Genomic DNA, 15,322 nt, shown 5'->3' on the forward strand with positions numbered 1-15,322 from the left:
TTTCCCGGCGCTGTCTGCCATAGTATATCGTTGTCTCGTTCCCGCAAGGGGGGGATTCCGTACGCCTATATAAATATAATACCCCCTTTGTAGGGAAAATGCAAAACATAAATGCAGATTGTGCAAATCAAGGAGAATATAAGATAAAGATTTTTGGCTGCCTTTGTAATACAATGATTGCAGATAAGGGAAACAGTTTCTCAGAAATTAGAAGTGGATATCAGATGTGGAGGAAAGACAATGAACAAACCAGTATTAGTAATTATGGCGGCAGGTATGGGGAGCCGCTACGGTGGACTGAAACAGATTGACCCGGTAGATGCAGAAGGTCATATTATCATGGATTTTTCCATGTATGATGCAAAAAGAGCGGGATTCGAGAAAGTAATCTTCATTATTAAGAAGGAAAATGAGGCTGACTTCAAGGGCGCGATTGGCGATCGTATCGGACAGTATATGGAAGTATCCTATGCATATCAGGAACTGACCAATCTTCCGGAAGGCTTCGAGGTTCCGGAAGGACGTGTGAAGCCATGGGGAACAGCGCACGCTGTGCTTAGCTGTATCGATCAGATTGACGGACCATTCGCAGTAATCAATGCAGACGACTATTATGGAAGAGAAGCGTTTCAGTTAATCTATGATTATCTTGTTGCTCATGAAGATGATGACAAATACCGTTACACAATGGTTGGATATCAGCTTGGCAATACCGTAACGGATAACGGACATGTGGCGCGCGGTATCTGCGATATGAATGCGGAAGGTGAATTGATCGGCATTCATGAAAGAACCAGAATTGAGAAACGTGACGGCGGAATCGCATTTACAGAGGATGATGGTACGACTTGGGTATCTGTTCCGGCAGATGCAATCGTGTCTATGAATATGTGGGGCTTCACTCACAGCATCCTGACTGAGATCAGAGACGGATTCCCGGCATTCTTAGAAGAAGGGCTTAAGAGCAACCCGATGAAATGCGAGTACTTCCTGCCAGCAGTTGTAAGTAATCTTTTAGGGGCAGACCAGGCGACAGTAGCAGTTCTTAAGTCTGCGGACAAATGGTATGGAGTAACATATAAGGAAGATAAGCCGGTAGTTGTTGCAGCGATTAAGAAGATGAAAGAAGATGGTCTCTATCCGGAACATCTGTGGGAGGAAGCGTAATGACACAGACATTGCCAATTCAGATTGCAGAAGCAATCGCTAATTTTCGGTATGAAGGAAGACTGGTAAGGGGAAATGCTTACGGAAGTGGGCATATCAATGACACCTATCTGCTGATATTTGAGATCGCAGGAATGGGAAATATCAAGATTATTCTTCAGAGAATGAACAAAGATATATTCAACCAGCCAGTGGAATTAATGGAAAATATTATGGGCGTAACCGCACATCTTCGTAATAAGATTATTGAGAATCACGGAGATCCGGAGAGAGAGACTCTGAATGTAATCTCAGCCCTGGATGGCAAGCCATATTATCGCGATTCCAGAGGAGATTACTGGCGCTCTTACAGATTCATCACAGATGCTACCAGTTACGACCAGGTAGAGAAGCCGGAGCATTTCTATCAGAGTGCGGTTGCATTCGGTAATTTTCAGTGTTTATTAGCAGATTATCCGGCAGAGACATTGCATGAGACGATCAAAGGCTTCCATGATACCAGAGCGAGATTTGCTGTATTCAAGAAAGCGGTAGAGGAAGATGTGATGGGAAGAGCAGCATCTGTTCAAAAAGAGATTCAGTTCGTACTGGATCATGAAGATGTTGCCAACTGTTTCGCTGAACTCCAGGATAAAGGAGAACTGCCGCTTCGTGTAACTCATAACGATACGAAATTGAATAACATCATGATTGACAACGAGACGGGAAAAGCAATCTGTGTGATCGACCTTGATACGGTTATGCCAGGACTTGCGATGAATGATTTTGGGGATTCCATCCGATTCGGTGCCAGCACGGCGGCAGAAGATGAACAGGATCTTGACAAGGTATCCTGCAGCATGGAATTATTCGATCTGTATGCGAAGGGATTCATCGAAGGATGTGCAGGAAGACTGACGCAGAAGGAGATTGAATTGATGCCGATGGGTGCGAAGGTTATGACCTTTGAGTGTGGTATGCGTTTCCTGACCGACTATCTTCAGGGGGATACTTATTTCAAGATTCACAGAGAGGGACACAATCTTGACCGTTGCAGAACACAGTTTAAACTGGTAGAAGACATGGAGCAGAAATGGGATACCATGCAGGAGATCGTGAAGAAGTATAGCAATTGCTAGAAGAATAGAAAGTTTATCCGATCATAAATTCGCAGGCAAGAGACTTGCAGTTAAGAACAGTGAAAATAGATAGGAGGTAAGACGATGGCAAAGATATTAATTACAGGCGGCGCAGGATACATTGGAAGCCACACTGCATTGGAATTGTTGAATGAAGGCTTTGAGGTTGTAGTATATGATAATCTCTGCAACTCTTCGAAAGAATCGATTAAGAGGGTAGAAGAACTGACTGGAAAGACGATTGCATTCTATGAAGGAGACGTGATGGATGCAGAGGCTCTGGAAGCAATGTTCAAGGCAGAATCTGTGGATGCAGTCATTCACTGTGCAGCATTGAAAGCGGTTGGGGAATCCGTGCAGAAGCCATTAGAATACTACCGGAATAATATTACAGGTACATTGACACTGATGGATGTGATGAACAGAGTAGGCGTAAAGAATATCGTGTTCAGTTCATCTGCAACCGTATATGGAAGCCCGGAAGAGATTCCGATTACGGAAGCATGTCCGAAAGGACAGTGTACGAACCCTTACGGATGGACGAAGTCCATGATGGAACAGATCATGTCTGACCTTCAGAAAGCGAATCCGGAATGGAACGTAATTCTGCTTCGTTATTTTAACCCGGTGGGCGCTCACAAGAGCGGACGTATCGGAGAAGACCCGAAGGGCATTCCGAATAATCTGATGCCGTATATTTCCCAGGTTGCAGTAGGAAAATTGGAGAAACTGGGCGTATTCGGGGATGATTATGATACTCCGGATGGTACGGGAGTGCGTGATTATATCCACGTGGTTGACCTGGCGATTGGCCATGTGAAGGCAATCCAGTATATTTTCACGAATCCGGGACTGGATGTGATCAATCTGGGAACGGGAGTTGGATACTCTGTTCTGGATATGGTGAAGGCATTCTCTAAGGCTTGCGGCAAGGAGATTCCATATGAGATCAAGCCAAGAAGAGCAGGAGATATTGCGATGTGTTATGCGGCTCCTGATAAGGCTGCGAAGGTGCTTGGATGGAAGGCAGAGCGCGGGCTTGAAGAGATGTGTGAGGATACCTGGAGATGGCAGTCGCAGAATCCGGAAGGATACAAAGGTTAATAAAAAATTATAGGTAGAAAAAGGGCGGCATTTTTGAGATAAAATGCCGTCTTTCCTTTTGCGTAGAAAAGTGGTATAATAACTCCGTACATCGTGTTCTGTAAATAATCTTGAGGTTGGAGTTATGTCAGAGAAGAAAAAAGAAAAAGAAAAAGTGCAGTTGAAAGGACAATTAAAACTATTTATTCAGTGGCCGATGATCATGGCGGTGCTTCTGGTTGCAATGAATATCTGGATCTTTGTGATCGACAGACGTGCGGGGCTTCTGATGATTATATTCGTCCTGATCTATATTGTTATGGTAGGTATTCTGTATGTGTATAGTAAGTCTATCATTATGAAAGATCTGCTTGAATTCGCTGCCCAGTATGGAATCGTGCAGAATACATTGCTGAAAGAACTGGCGATACCCTATGCGATTCTGATGGATGATGGGAAAGCAATCTGGATGAATGACCAGTTTGAGGCGATCTTAGGCGGCAAACCCAAGGGAGATGCATATATCAGCAAATACATTCCGGAATTAAACAAGAGTATCTTCCCAAAAGAAGACTCTGAGAAAGTCGAGATGGATGTATACTATGAGGATAAGGAATATAAGGCGGAACTGCGCAGAGTACCAATAGGTGATTTCAGTGATACGGAGCATCTTCTTAAGATGCCGGAAGAGAAGGAATATTTTATTGCGGTATATCTTCAGGATGTAACGGAACTGAACAAATACATTAAGGCGACAGAAGAACAGCGTCTGATTGCGGGACTGATTTATATTGATAATTATGATGAAGTGATTAACAGTGTGGAAGAAGTGCGCCAGTCATTGTTAGTTGCTTTGGTAGACCGGAAGATTAACCAGTACATTGCTAAGGTCAATGGTATCGTTAAGAAGATGGAGACGGATAAGTATTTTATTGTTATCCAGAAGCAATATTTTAAGCAGTTAGAAGAAGACAAATTTTCTCTTCTAGAAGACGTTAAGTCGGTGAATATTGGAAATGGAATACCAGCCACCCTGAGTATTGGTCTGGGGCTTAGCAGTGAGGCGTATTCCCAGAGTTATAATTTCGCCCGTGTGGCAATCGACCTTGCGCTTGCCCGTGGCGGCGACCAGGCAGTGATCAAAGATTGCCGTGGTATTACTTACTATGGAGGAAAGCGGGAGCAGACTTCTAAGAATACCCGTGTAAAAGCAAGGGTCAAGGCAGAGGCGCTTCGAGAATTTATTACGGTAAAGGATAAGATCTTCGTTATGGGTCATAAACTGACCGACGTGGATGCGTTTGGAGCGGCGATGGGTATCTGCCGCGCGGCAGCAGCACTGGAGAAGAAGGCGAGTATCGTAATTAATGAAGTATCGGCTTCGCTTCGTCCGCTGTACGAAAGTTTTGAGAATGATCCGGATTATCCGGATGATCTGTTCCTGAACTCAGATCAGGCGATAGACATGGCTGACGAGAATTCTATGGTCATCGTTGTGGATACCAACCGTCCGCAGATGACAGAATGTGAGGAACTTCTGAAGATCGCGAAGACGATCGTGGTGCTTGACCATCACAGGCAGAGCAGTGATAATATTGACAATGCGCTGCTTTCTTATATCGAGCCCTATGCATCTTCGGCATGTGAGATGGTAGCAGAAGTTCTGCAGTATATTGTAGATGATGTTAAGATTCCAAAGATTGAGGCGAGCAGCCTCTATGCCGGAATCATGATTGATACGAATAATTTTGTAAACCGTACGGGTGTGCGTACCTTTGAGGCGGCGGCATTCCTGCGCAGGTGTGGCGCGGATATTACGCTGGTGCGCAAGATGTTCCGTGATGATATGGAATCTTATCGTGCGAAGGCTGAGATTATCAGCAGTTCAGAAGTGTACCGTGAGAAGTTTGCCATTGCAATAGGCGTGAACCTTCATATTGAGAGTCCGACCATTATTGGTGCCCAGGCTGCCAATGAGTTGCTGGATATCAGCCAGATTAAGGCATCTTTTGTTCTTACGGAATATAATGGAAGAATCTATGTGAGCGCACGCTCTATTGATGAGGTGAATGTGCAGATTATTATGGAACGCCTTGGTGGAGGCGGTCATATGAATGCGTCAGGCGCGCAGTTCAACCATACGGATATGGATGAAGCGTTGGCCTGCTTGAAACAGGTAATTGATGACATGATGGAGAGAGGAGACATATAAGATGAAAGTAATATTGACAGAAGACGTAAAATCTCTTGGAAAAAAAGGTGAGATTGTAGAAGTAAGTGATGGCTATGCAAGAAATTTTATCCTGAAGAAGAAAAAAGGGTTAGAGGCTAACAGCAAGAATCTGAATGACCTAAAGTTAAAGAAAGCGAATGAGGATAAGATTGCGCAGGAGCAGTATGAGGCGGCACAGGAACTTGGAAAGAAGATCGAGGCTGGCAAGATTGAAGTGTCTATCAAGACTGGCGAAGGCGGCAAGGCATTCGGCTCTGTTGCGTCCAAAGAGATTGCAGCAGAAGTAAAAGCGCAGATGGGATTGGATGTAGATAAGAAAAAGGTTCAGTTAAAAGAAGCGATTAAGACATTGGGTACACATACCGTACCGATCAAACTGCATCCGAAGGTTACAGCTGAACTTAAGGTGATTGTAACGGAAGAGGCTTAGGAGGAATAGGCATGGAAGAGGCGCTCATTAAGCGAGTAATGCCCCATAGTATAGAAGCAGAACAGTCTGTGGTAGGAGCAATGCTGATGGATAGAGATGCTATAACAACGGCATCTGAGATCATCAGTGGCAATGACTTCTACCAGAGTGCCTATGGAGTGATCTTTGACTCTATGGTGGAACTTTTCAATGAAGGGAAGCCGGTGGATCTGATTACTTTGCAGGAGAGGCTGAAGGAGAAAGATGTTCCGGCAGAGATTGCAAGCCTTGAGTTCGTGAAGGACTTGGTAACGGCAGTCCCGACTTCAGCGAATGTCAGGTACTATGCTGAGATTGTGGCGAATAAGGCTGTGATGCGTAAATTGATTAAATTGAATGAAGAGATTGCCAATACGTGTTATGCTGGAAAAGAATCGCTGGAAGCAATACTTGAAAAGACCGAGAAATCGGTCTTTGAATTGTTACAGAAACGGAATACCGGAGATTTTGTGCCAATCAAGCAGGTGGTGTTGAATGCCCTGGAGAAGATTGAGAAGGCTTCCAAGAGCAAGGGGACAGTAACCGGAATCCCGACGGGATTCATAGACCTGGATTATAAATTATCAGGACTGCAGCCATCAGACCTGGTGCTGGTAGCGGCCAGACCTTCCATGGGAAAGACTGCATTTGTCCTGAATATTGCGCAGTATATTGCATTTAAAAAAGATAAAAGTGTTGCCATCTTCAGTCTTGAGATGTCGAAGGAGCAGTTGGTGAACCGACTGTTTTCACTGGAGTCCCAGGTGGATGCCCAGGCGCTCAGAACCGGCAATATGAAGGATTCGGATTGGGAGAAACTGATTGAAGGAGCAGGCATCATCGGAAAGTCCAAGTTGATTATTGATGATACTCCGGGTATCTCCATATCAGAACTTCGTTCCAAATGCCGTAAGTATAAGTTAGAACAAGGGCTTGATGTTATCATCATCGACTACTTGCAGTTGATGACCGGAAGCGTGGGCAAGAGTTCTGAGTCCAGGCAGCAGGAGATCTCTGAGATATCCCGTTCTCTTAAGGGACTGGCAAGAGAGTTGAATGTTCCGGTGATTGCGCTGTCGCAGTTAAGCCGTGCGGTAGAAAGCCGTCCGGACAAGCGCCCGATGCTTTCAGACTTACGTGAGTCCGGTGCCATCGAGCAGGATGCGGATGTGGTTATGTTTATTTACAGAGATGAATATTATAATAAAGATTCTGAATTCAAGAAACAGGCGGAGATTATCATCGCAAAACAAAGAAACGGTCCTGTGGGGACCGTTAATCTGGCTTGGCTTGGCGAATACACGAAGTTCGCGAACCTAAGCAGGCAAGAATAATTTCTTGAGTTTTTTGACTGGACCGGTTTCCGCGGCAGATTTCCGATAGGATTGCTGCTGGCGGATGAGCTGGTCCAGTTTTTTGAATTCTTCCTCCTCCTGGCGTTCCTTGGCATCCAGAAGGAAGGACATCTCTTTGCTGATCATAGACAGCAGGACCTCATTGTTGTTCTCGAGCATTCGCTTCATATGTAGCTGCTCTCTGGTGCGCTTGATATCCGGAATCAGTGCTTTCAATTCAGAGAACGGAACGCCCTGCTCGTACAGTTCTTTGATGCAGCTGTATAGTTTCGCATCATCTTTTGTCTCCCTTTTTAACTGTTCTAACGCGTTGCTACCCATGTTTTTATACCCCCTTATCAAAACTTGTCCTTTATATGGGCGTCTTTATCATAGCATGGGTATTATGCGAAACAAGTAAAAAGGTGTCAGCAGTTAAAAATAAAATATAAAAAGAATGTGCCAGACAGCACATTCTTTTTTGTAGTTGCTTTTTAAAGATAATTAGCCTTCTGTGATTGCACCTGCTGGACATCCGTCAGCGCAAGCACCACAATCTACACAAGCGTCAGCATCGATCTCGAAGTGATCAGCTCCTTCGGAGATAGCTCCGACTGGACATGTATCAGCGCATGCTCCACAGCTTACACATGCATCAGTAATTACGTGTGCCATAATATGTACCCTCCTTTTTAGAATATGGATATAAACAAATGCTTAATTGCATTAGTTAGCAGAGATAGCTCCTGCAGGACACTGAGCAGCGCAAGCGCCACAGTCAACACAAGCGTCAGCATCGATTTCAAAATGATCTGCTCCCTGAGAGATAGCGCCAACTGGACATTCAGATGCGCATGCTCCACAACTTAAGCAATCATCACTAATTACGTGTGCCATAGTATGTACCCTCCTTGTTTAGTATATAGACATAAAAGAGTTTTTAGTCTATCCATATCATAATACAAAAGCCCAAAATATACAAGAGGGGACGGGGGTTTTTTCAATTTCCCCCGTCCCCGATTGGATTTGCCGTGTCCTTTTTTCGATTTGCCGTGTCCCTTTTTCGATTTGCCGTGTCCCCAATTAAAAAAATTAAGAAAATTTTCAACATTTTTTCACGTTTTTGGTGTATAGTGTTCTGTGTTAGTAATGATGAATATATTCATAGGAGAGAAAAAGTCATGAAGAAAAGTAGTAGTGTCATAGCGGCAGCAGTATGTGTGGCAATGCTTACATGTGCATGTACGGCTCCGAAAGATAAAGAAGAAAACAAGGAGCCTGTTGCGAATATAGAACAGCAGCAGACAGAGGAGAAAGAGTATCAAGGCAAACTGGATCTGATAGAGCCGTCTGCTTACAACAACGTAGATGGGCTGGGGCTGGAGCCGGGATCGTATATCTCGGTGATTGGGAAGGATGAAGGCAGCCAGTACTGGAATGAAGTAAAAGCCGGCGCGGAACAGGCGGCAAAGGATCTTAATGAACACCTTGGATATGAAGGAAAGGATAAGATTAAGGTTACCTACAGCGCTCCGGCTACAGCGGACAATGTTGATGAGCAGGTGAATATTCTGGATGAAGAACTGGCAAGGTATCCGGTGGCACTTGGGATTGCCATCGCAGATGCGAGTGCCTGCGAAGTGCAATTTGATCTGGCGGCAGAGAGTGACATCCCGATCGTTGCATTTGATTCGGGAAGCGATTATCAGGGATTGATGGCAATGGTTTCAACGGATAACCAGGCGGCAGCCCGCGAGGCGACAGGGAAACTTGCGGAAGCCATTGATGATGCCGGAGAGATCGCTTTATTCGTGCACGATTCCAAATCCATGACAGCTGTGGATCGTGAGAACGCCTTTAAAGAAGAGATTCAGAATAAGCATCCGAATATTACAATTGCAAATGTCTACCACATGGATCAGTTGTCAGAGATGCAGCAGATCGTTGCTGACGAGATTAATGCAGGAACTTATCAGAAGGATCAGACAGAAGAAGGGGATGCTCCTCATGATGCGGAATTAGTTACAGCAGACAGCATTACGGAGGAGGAAGTAATAGACTATATCTTTGCCAAACATCCGGATCTGAAAGGATGTTACGCAACAAACGGTACGGCAGTAAAACTTGCGCTTGACGGGATAGAGAGAAACGAAGCGAAAGATATGGAGGTTGTCGGATTTGATGCGGACGAGGAAGAGATTGAAGCATTGGAAGATGGAAAAGTTGTGGGGCTAATCGTTCAGAATCCGTTCGGAATGGGATATGCGACAGTAATCGCAGCGGCAAGAGCATCTCTTGATATGGGGAATGAAGCATTTGTCAATACGGGCTATACCTGGGTGACAAAAGATAATCTCAAAGAAGAAAGCGTCCGGAAAATGCTATATTAAATTTGATCTTATATGACGGGTTATAAAAAGCAGCGATAAAAACAATGCTTCGTTTTTATCGCTGCTTTTTATATCGTTCATTTATTGATTAGTCTGTATCAGTGTTGTCGTCCTCCAAAGGTTTCTCCGGAAGATATAGATGCACGCTTTCAATTCTGTTCTTGTCCAGTTTCTCAACAATCATGCGGATGCCATCATCGCTGATAATGCTGTCGTCTACTTCAGGAAGACGATCCAGACGTTCAATAATGAAGCCTCCAAGAGAATCGTACTCTTCCGAATGCAGCTGAAGTTCCAGACGGTCATTCAGATCATCCAGATTCGTAGAGCCCTCTACGATATATTCGCGATCGCTGATTTGCTGGATAAAATCTTCTTCATTCTCATCATACTCATCATGAATCTCGCCGACAATCTCCTCCAGAATATCCTCTAATGTGATCAGCCCGGCAGTCTCGCCATACTCGTCTAATACAATTGCAATGTTAAAAGAAGCTTGGCGCATCTCCACAAGAAGTTCTGAGATACTCTTATATTCATAAGTAAAATACGCTTCTCGAAGGATATCACGGATATGAAATTCTTTTCGATTGTCATATAACAGCAAGTCCTTCATATTAATAGTACCAACTACGTTGTCCGTTGTCTCCTCGAAAATCGGAAGTCTTGTGAATTTATCCTCACGGAAGATGTCGATTAATTCCTCGTAAGTACTATTGATATCTGCAAATGTTACATGAACACGGGGAACCATAACGTCCTTGGCTCTGGCATCGCCCAGATCAAATACGTTATTGATCATCTCCCTTTCATCGGATTCAATGACACCATCCTCGTGACTGACATCTACGATGGTACGCAATTCATTCTCAGTCATGGTCGTATTCTTGGCTTTCGGATCCACACGGAGAAGGAATAGTACTCCGGTAGAAAGTCCATTAATAATGAAGATGGCAGGAGTCATAACCTTCATGAACAGGCTAATGATCGGTGCATATATTAATGACATCCGTTCGGCATGTATGGTTGCCATCGTTTTTGGAGTAATCTCTCCAAATAATAAGATCAGCACGGTCAGGATTCCACTGGCAATTGCTACCATGGAACCGCCAAAATTATAAGCCAGCGTAGTGGTCAGGGATGCGGCGGATAGGTTAACGATGTTGTTGCCGATCAATATGGCGCTTAGCATCTTGCCGGAATCATCCGTGACTTTTAATACGGTCTTGGCACGCTTGTTGCCCTCTTCGACCAGACTACGGATTCGAATTTTGTTAACAGTTGTTAATGCTGTCTCTGCAGATGAAAAAAATGCAGACAGTCCTAATAAAATAAGTAGAATAATGAGTTGTGTGACATCACTCGAGTCCAATTGATAAGTTCACTCCTTTTTGATTAAAATTACTTGGAACTAATATACCGCATTTATAGTGATTTTGCAAGTGTGCGTTGAATTTGTGGGATATTTAGTGTATGATGTACGAAGAAAATGAGAAGCAATATAATTTGAAATAGATTATGAAAATGGAGAATAACATGAATCAAAGATTATATAATGAATTATTAGAGATTGTAACAAAAGAGCAGATTAAAATCGAAGAACCTATGAGAAGACATACGACTTTCCGCGTGGGTGGTCCGGCAGACCTGTTCCTGATGCCAAGGACACCGGATGAGGTGAAGCGTATCGTGGATTTATTGAATAAAGAGAGCGTGCCGTATTATATCTTAGGAAATGGAAGTAATCTTCTGGTGTCAGATCAGGGATACCGGGGCGTAATTGTGCAGATTTACAAAGAGATGAATCAGATCGAGATAGAAGGCGATGTTGTAAGAGCCCAGGCAGGCGCGTTATTGTCTGCGGTTGCCAATCGGGCACTGGAGGCAGAACTTGCAGGGTTCGAATTCGCGGCAGGCATCCCTGGAACCCTGGGTGGCGCATGTGTAATGAATGCCGGAGCCTATGGTGGTGAGATGAAAGATGTCCTGAAAGAAGTTACGGTACTTACGCCAGATGGAGAGATGATTACAATACCAGGAGAAAAATTGGAGTTGGGATATCGAACAAGCATCATTGCGAAAAAAGGTTACATCGTACTGGAGGCACAGATACAGTTACATGATGGAGAGAAAGATGCGATAAAAGCGGTGATGGATGATCTGAAGGAGAGGCGGGTAAGCAAGCAGCCATTGGAGTATCCAAGTGCAGGAAGCACCTTCAAAAGACCGGAAGGATATTTTGCCGGCAAATTAATTCAGGACGCGGGACTTCGTGGATTCCAGGTAGGTGGAGCGCAGGTGTCAGAGAAGCACTGCGGCTTTGTAATTAACAAGGATCATGCGACTGCGGCTGATGTAGCAGAACTGATGCGTCAGGTGTCAGAGCGGGTGGAAGAACAATTCGGAGTAAAACTTGAACCGGAAGTGAAGAGACTGGGAGAATTCTAAGATGAGATGTGTAATAGTAACAGGAATGTCAGGAGCGGGAAAGAGTACGGCACTTAAGATGCTGGAAGATGTTGGGTATTTTTGCGTAGATAATCTGCCTGTTCCGCTGATTCCGAAGATGGCAGACCTTTTAAGAGTGCCAGGAGGCGAGATCAATAAAGCGGCGCTTGGCGTGGATATACGGAGTGGACAGAGCCTGGCGGAGTTGGAAAAAGTACTGAAGGAACTGGATGCGGCAGAATTAAAATATGAGATTCTGTTTCTGGAATCCAGCGATGCCGTTCTTGTGAAACGATACAAGGAGACAAGGCGTTCCCATCCATTGGCGGGGAAAGAGGGGCGTGTTGACCAGGGAATCCGAAAAGAAAGAGAAAGGATATCATTTCTGAAAGAGAAGGCGGATTATCTGGTGGATACCAGCCATATGCTGACCAGAGAACTGAAGGCAGAGTTGAATAAGATATTTGTAGAGAACAAAGAATATAAGAATCTCTATATCTCTGTACTTTCTTTTGGATTCAAATATGGCATACCGGCAGATGCGGATCTTGTGTTTGATGTGCGTTTTCTTCCGAATCCATATTATATAGAAGAATTACGACCAAAAAGTGGGAATGACAGAGAAGTCAGGGACTACGTAATGGATAATGAGAAGGCGAGGGAGTTCCTGGATAAATTGGTTGATATGGTAGAATTTCTGATACCGAATTATATACTGGAGGGCAAGACCCAGCTTGTAATTGGAATTGGATGTACCGGCGGAAAACACCGTTCAGTTACTTTGGCGAATGAATTATTCGCTGCTTTGAAGCAGAATGAAAATTATGGAATCCGCATTGAGCACCGTGATATTGGAAAGGATGCAATTACCAAGGCAAGATAGGAGTATGAGATGTCATTTTCGGGTATGATAAAGGAAGAATTGACAGCACATTATGCGAAGGCAAGGCATTGTAATCTGGCAGAATTGTCTGCTCTTATTCATATGACCGGAGAGTTTGCCGAGAGCAAAAAAGGGGTATGCATGATACGTTTGCACACGGAAAATCTTTCAGTTGCAAGAAAATGCTTTACATTATTGAAAAAAACATTTAATATAAGAACTGATATCGCAATTCGTAGGAATATTGCGAAGGGCAGCTGCAGTTATCTGGTCTATGCAAAGGGAGAGGAACTGTTAGCAGTTAAGAATGCAATCGTACAAGCCGTCTGTTGTAAGAGGGCATATATTCGGGGAGCATTTATTGCATCAGGTTCTATGAGTGATCCGAGCAAATCATATCATTTTGAGATTGTATGTAATACGAGGGAGCAGGCAGATTATCTTAAGAATATGATGAACAATTTTGATATGGAAGCGAAGATCGTTCAGCGGAAGAAGACCTACGTTGTATATCTGAAAGAAGGCTCGCAGATCGTTGACATACTGAATGTCATGGAAGCCCATGTGGCACTGATGGAACTTGAGAATGTCAGGATTATGAAAGAGATGCGTAATTCTGTCAACCGCAAGGTCAACTGCGAGACGGCGAATATTAACAAAACCGTGTCCGCTGCCGTAAGGCAGATTGAGGATATTAAGTATATAAGAGATACCACGGGTTTTGACAAGTTGCCAGAAGGTTTGAAGGACGTCGCCCTTACACGTCTGACATATCCGGATGCAACTTTAAAGGAACTGGGAGGACTTTTGGAAAATCCAATCGGGAAATCAGGAGTGAATCACCGGCTCAGGAAATTAAGTGAGATAGCAGAAAAGTTAAGGGAATAGCAAGGAGGAGCAATTTTTTATGATTAAGAGACCTGTTACTATTCAAAATAATATGGATATGGAAGACCGTCCAATTGCACATCTGGTTCAGGAAGCAAGTCAGTATGCTAGCCAGGTATATATTGAGGTTGATAACAAGAAGATTAATGCCAAGAGCATTATGGGAATGATGAGCTTAAAATTGCAACAAGGTGAGTGTATTACGGTGGTAGCAGAGGGAGACGACGAGAATGAAGCGGCAGCAGGTGTAGAGAACTTCCTGTCTGGATGCAACTAATCATAGATTGCAGTAATACATAATGAATAAGAGAAGGAGGGCATGAATATGCCCTTTTCTTATATTATTTAATAGGCGTTTGGTGATGGTTGATTCGTAAGAGAAGGAGGATGCGATATTATGAAACGTTTGTTATTTATCTACAATCCGCATGCGGGAAAAGAACTTTTGAAACCAAAATTGTCAGATATCATTGATATTTTCGTAAAGGCAGGATATGAAGTGGTGGCGTATCCGACACAGGCATATCAAGATGCATATAAGAAGGTGTTAAAATACAATGCCGAGGATTATGACCTGATTGTATGCAGCGGCGGAGACGGAACAATCGATGAGGTTGTGACCGGAATGATGCGAAGAAGTGAGAGAACGCCGGTTGGCTATATCCCGACGGGAACGACCAATGATTTCGCGAACAGCCTGCATATCCCGAAGGGACTTTTGAAGGCTGCGGATAATGCGGTGAATGGAGCGCTGTTTCCGTGTGATGTTGGTAAGTTCAATGATGATATCTTCGTGTATGTTGCAGCGTTTGGGATTTTTACGGATGTGTCTTATGAGACGAAGCAGGAGATGAAGAATATTCTGGGGCATATGGCTTACATTCTGGAAGGAACGAAGCGGCTGTTCAATGTGCCTTCTTACAGGATTAAAGTAACTCACGATGATGAGGTGATCGAGGACGAATTTATCTTTGGTATGGTAACGAATTCTCGGTCTGTGGGCGGCTTTCGGAATATGATTGGCAAGCAGGTGGCATTTGACGACGGATTATTCGAGGTGACTCTGATTAAGCGCCCGACGAATCCGATTGCTTTGCAGGAGATCATTGCGGCTCTATTAATTGAGCAGGTGGATACTAAGCACATGTATACTTTTAAGACGGGGCATATTACTTTTGAATCCCTGGAAGAGATTCCATGGACGCTGGATGGGGAATTCGGTGGAGAGCATGATGAGGTCGTAATTGATAACCTGAATAAGCAGTTGGAGATTATGGTTCCTCATAAGCATATTGATGAGTTGACAGATGTATAAAACCCATGCACGTAT

16 protein-coding genes are annotated in these 15,322 nt (G+C 44.0%); 12 read left to right on the top strand and 4 right to left on the bottom strand.

Translation table 11 applies throughout. The features are described from left to right. Nucleotides 1-240 precede the first annotated feature (240 nt). From ACQRBN_RS14600 to dnaB, 6 genes are all read left to right on the top strand, one after another. Complete coding sequence (locus ACQRBN_RS14600; protein WP_427739751.1) at nt 241-1,167, top strand: sugar phosphate nucleotidyltransferase; 927 nt, start codon at nt 241-243, stop codon at nt 1,165-1,167. Next, a complete protein-coding gene (locus tag ACQRBN_RS14605; RefSeq protein ID WP_427739752.1) occupies nt 1,167-2,285 on the top strand; it encodes a phosphotransferase enzyme family protein in 1,119 nt (372 codons plus the stop codon). The genes ACQRBN_RS14600 and ACQRBN_RS14605 overlap by 1 nt, the downstream gene beginning before the upstream one ends. 84 nt (nt 2,286-2,369) lie before the next feature. Continuing rightward, the gene (galE, locus tag ACQRBN_RS14610) at nt 2,370-3,389 is read left to right on the top strand and encodes a UDP-glucose 4-epimerase GalE (protein ID WP_427739753.1); all 1,020 of its coding nucleotides are present in this window, start codon (nt 2,370-2,372) and stop codon (nt 3,387-3,389) included. A 124-nt stretch (nt 3,390-3,513) separates the two neighbouring features. Beyond that, nucleotides 3,514-5,580 carry a DHH family phosphoesterase gene (locus ACQRBN_RS14615; RefSeq protein WP_427739754.1) on the top strand — a complete coding sequence of 689 codons (2,067 nt, stop codon included), beginning with the start codon at nt 3,514-3,516 and terminating at the stop codon, nt 5,578-5,580. Nucleotide 5,581: 1 nt separating this feature from the next. Continuing rightward, nucleotides 5,582-6,031 carry a 50S ribosomal protein L9 gene (gene rplI / locus ACQRBN_RS14620; RefSeq protein ID WP_427739755.1) on the top strand — a complete coding sequence of 150 codons (450 nt, stop codon included), beginning with the start codon at nt 5,582-5,584 and terminating at the stop codon, nt 6,029-6,031. Nucleotides 6,032-6,042: 11 nt separating this feature from the next. Continuing rightward, nucleotides 6,043-7,383, top strand: coding sequence for a replicative DNA helicase (gene dnaB, locus ACQRBN_RS14625; protein ID WP_427739756.1), 1,341 nt, complete (start codon nt 6,043-6,045; stop codon nt 7,381-7,383). On the opposite strand, the gene ACQRBN_RS14630 is transcribed toward dnaB, so the two are convergent. From ACQRBN_RS14630 to ACQRBN_RS14640, 3 genes are all read right to left on the bottom strand, one after another. After that, nucleotides 7,366-7,725, bottom strand: coding sequence for a hypothetical protein (locus ACQRBN_RS14630; protein WP_427739757.1), 360 nt, complete (start codon nt 7,723-7,725; stop codon nt 7,366-7,368). The genes dnaB and ACQRBN_RS14630 overlap by 18 nt on opposite strands. Before the next feature lie 162 nt (nt 7,726-7,887). Then, on the bottom strand, nt 7,888-8,058 hold the full coding sequence (locus ACQRBN_RS14635) for a DUF362 domain-containing protein (RefSeq protein WP_427739759.1): 171 nt from the start codon (nt 8,056-8,058) through the stop codon (nt 7,888-7,890). A gap of 51 nt (nt 8,059-8,109) precedes the next feature. Then, entirely contained in the window at nt 8,110-8,280 is a 171-nt protein-coding gene (locus tag ACQRBN_RS14640) for a DUF362 domain-containing protein (protein WP_427739760.1), read from the bottom strand. Nucleotides 8,281-8,564: 284 nt separating this feature from the next. Here ACQRBN_RS14640 and ACQRBN_RS14645 point away from each other — a divergent pair, with 284 nt between their 5' ends. Then, nucleotides 8,565-9,773, top strand: a complete 1,209-nt coding sequence (locus ACQRBN_RS14645; RefSeq protein WP_427739761.1) for an ABC transporter substrate-binding protein — start codon at nt 8,565-8,567, stop codon at nt 9,771-9,773. Nucleotides 9,774-9,861: 88 nt separating this feature from the next. On the opposite strand, the gene ACQRBN_RS14650 is transcribed toward ACQRBN_RS14645, so the two are convergent. After that, complete coding sequence (locus ACQRBN_RS14650; RefSeq protein WP_427739762.1) at nt 9,862-11,145, bottom strand: HlyC/CorC family transporter; 1,284 nt, start codon at nt 11,143-11,145, stop codon at nt 9,862-9,864. Nucleotides 11,146-11,309: 164 nt separating this feature from the next. On the opposite strand from ACQRBN_RS14650, the gene murB reads away from it, so the two are divergent. The 5 genes from murB (at nt 11,310) to ACQRBN_RS14675 (ending at nt 15,307) form a co-directional block, all read left to right on the top strand. Further along, nucleotides 11,310-12,221 carry a UDP-N-acetylmuramate dehydrogenase gene (gene murB / locus ACQRBN_RS14655; RefSeq protein WP_427739763.1) on the top strand — a complete coding sequence of 304 codons (912 nt, stop codon included), beginning with the start codon at nt 11,310-11,312 and terminating at the stop codon, nt 12,219-12,221. A gap of 1 nt (nt 12,222) precedes the next feature. Then, a complete protein-coding gene (gene rapZ / locus ACQRBN_RS14660) occupies nt 12,223-13,104 on the top strand; it encodes an RNase adapter RapZ (RefSeq protein ID WP_427739764.1) in 882 nt (293 codons plus the stop codon). A 9-nt stretch (nt 13,105-13,113) separates the two neighbouring features. Then, nucleotides 13,114-13,992 carry a DNA-binding protein WhiA gene (gene whiA / locus ACQRBN_RS14665; RefSeq protein ID WP_427739765.1) on the top strand — a complete coding sequence of 293 codons (879 nt, stop codon included), beginning with the start codon at nt 13,114-13,116 and terminating at the stop codon, nt 13,990-13,992. Nucleotides 13,993-14,011: 19 nt separating this feature from the next. After that, on the top strand, nt 14,012-14,269 hold the full coding sequence (locus ACQRBN_RS14670; protein ID WP_427739766.1) for an HPr family phosphocarrier protein: 258 nt from the start codon (nt 14,012-14,014) through the stop codon (nt 14,267-14,269). A gap of 120 nt (nt 14,270-14,389) precedes the next feature. Continuing rightward, a complete protein-coding gene (locus ACQRBN_RS14675) occupies nt 14,390-15,307 on the top strand; it encodes a diacylglycerol/lipid kinase family protein (RefSeq protein ID WP_427739767.1) in 918 nt (305 codons plus the stop codon). Nucleotides 15,308-15,322: the final 15 nt, after the last annotated feature.

The organism is Bariatricus sp. SGI.154 (assembly GCF_050313795.1).
In the GTDB taxonomy this organism is placed as follows: Bacteria; Bacillota; Clostridia; order Lachnospirales; family Lachnospiraceae; genus CAMBRQ01.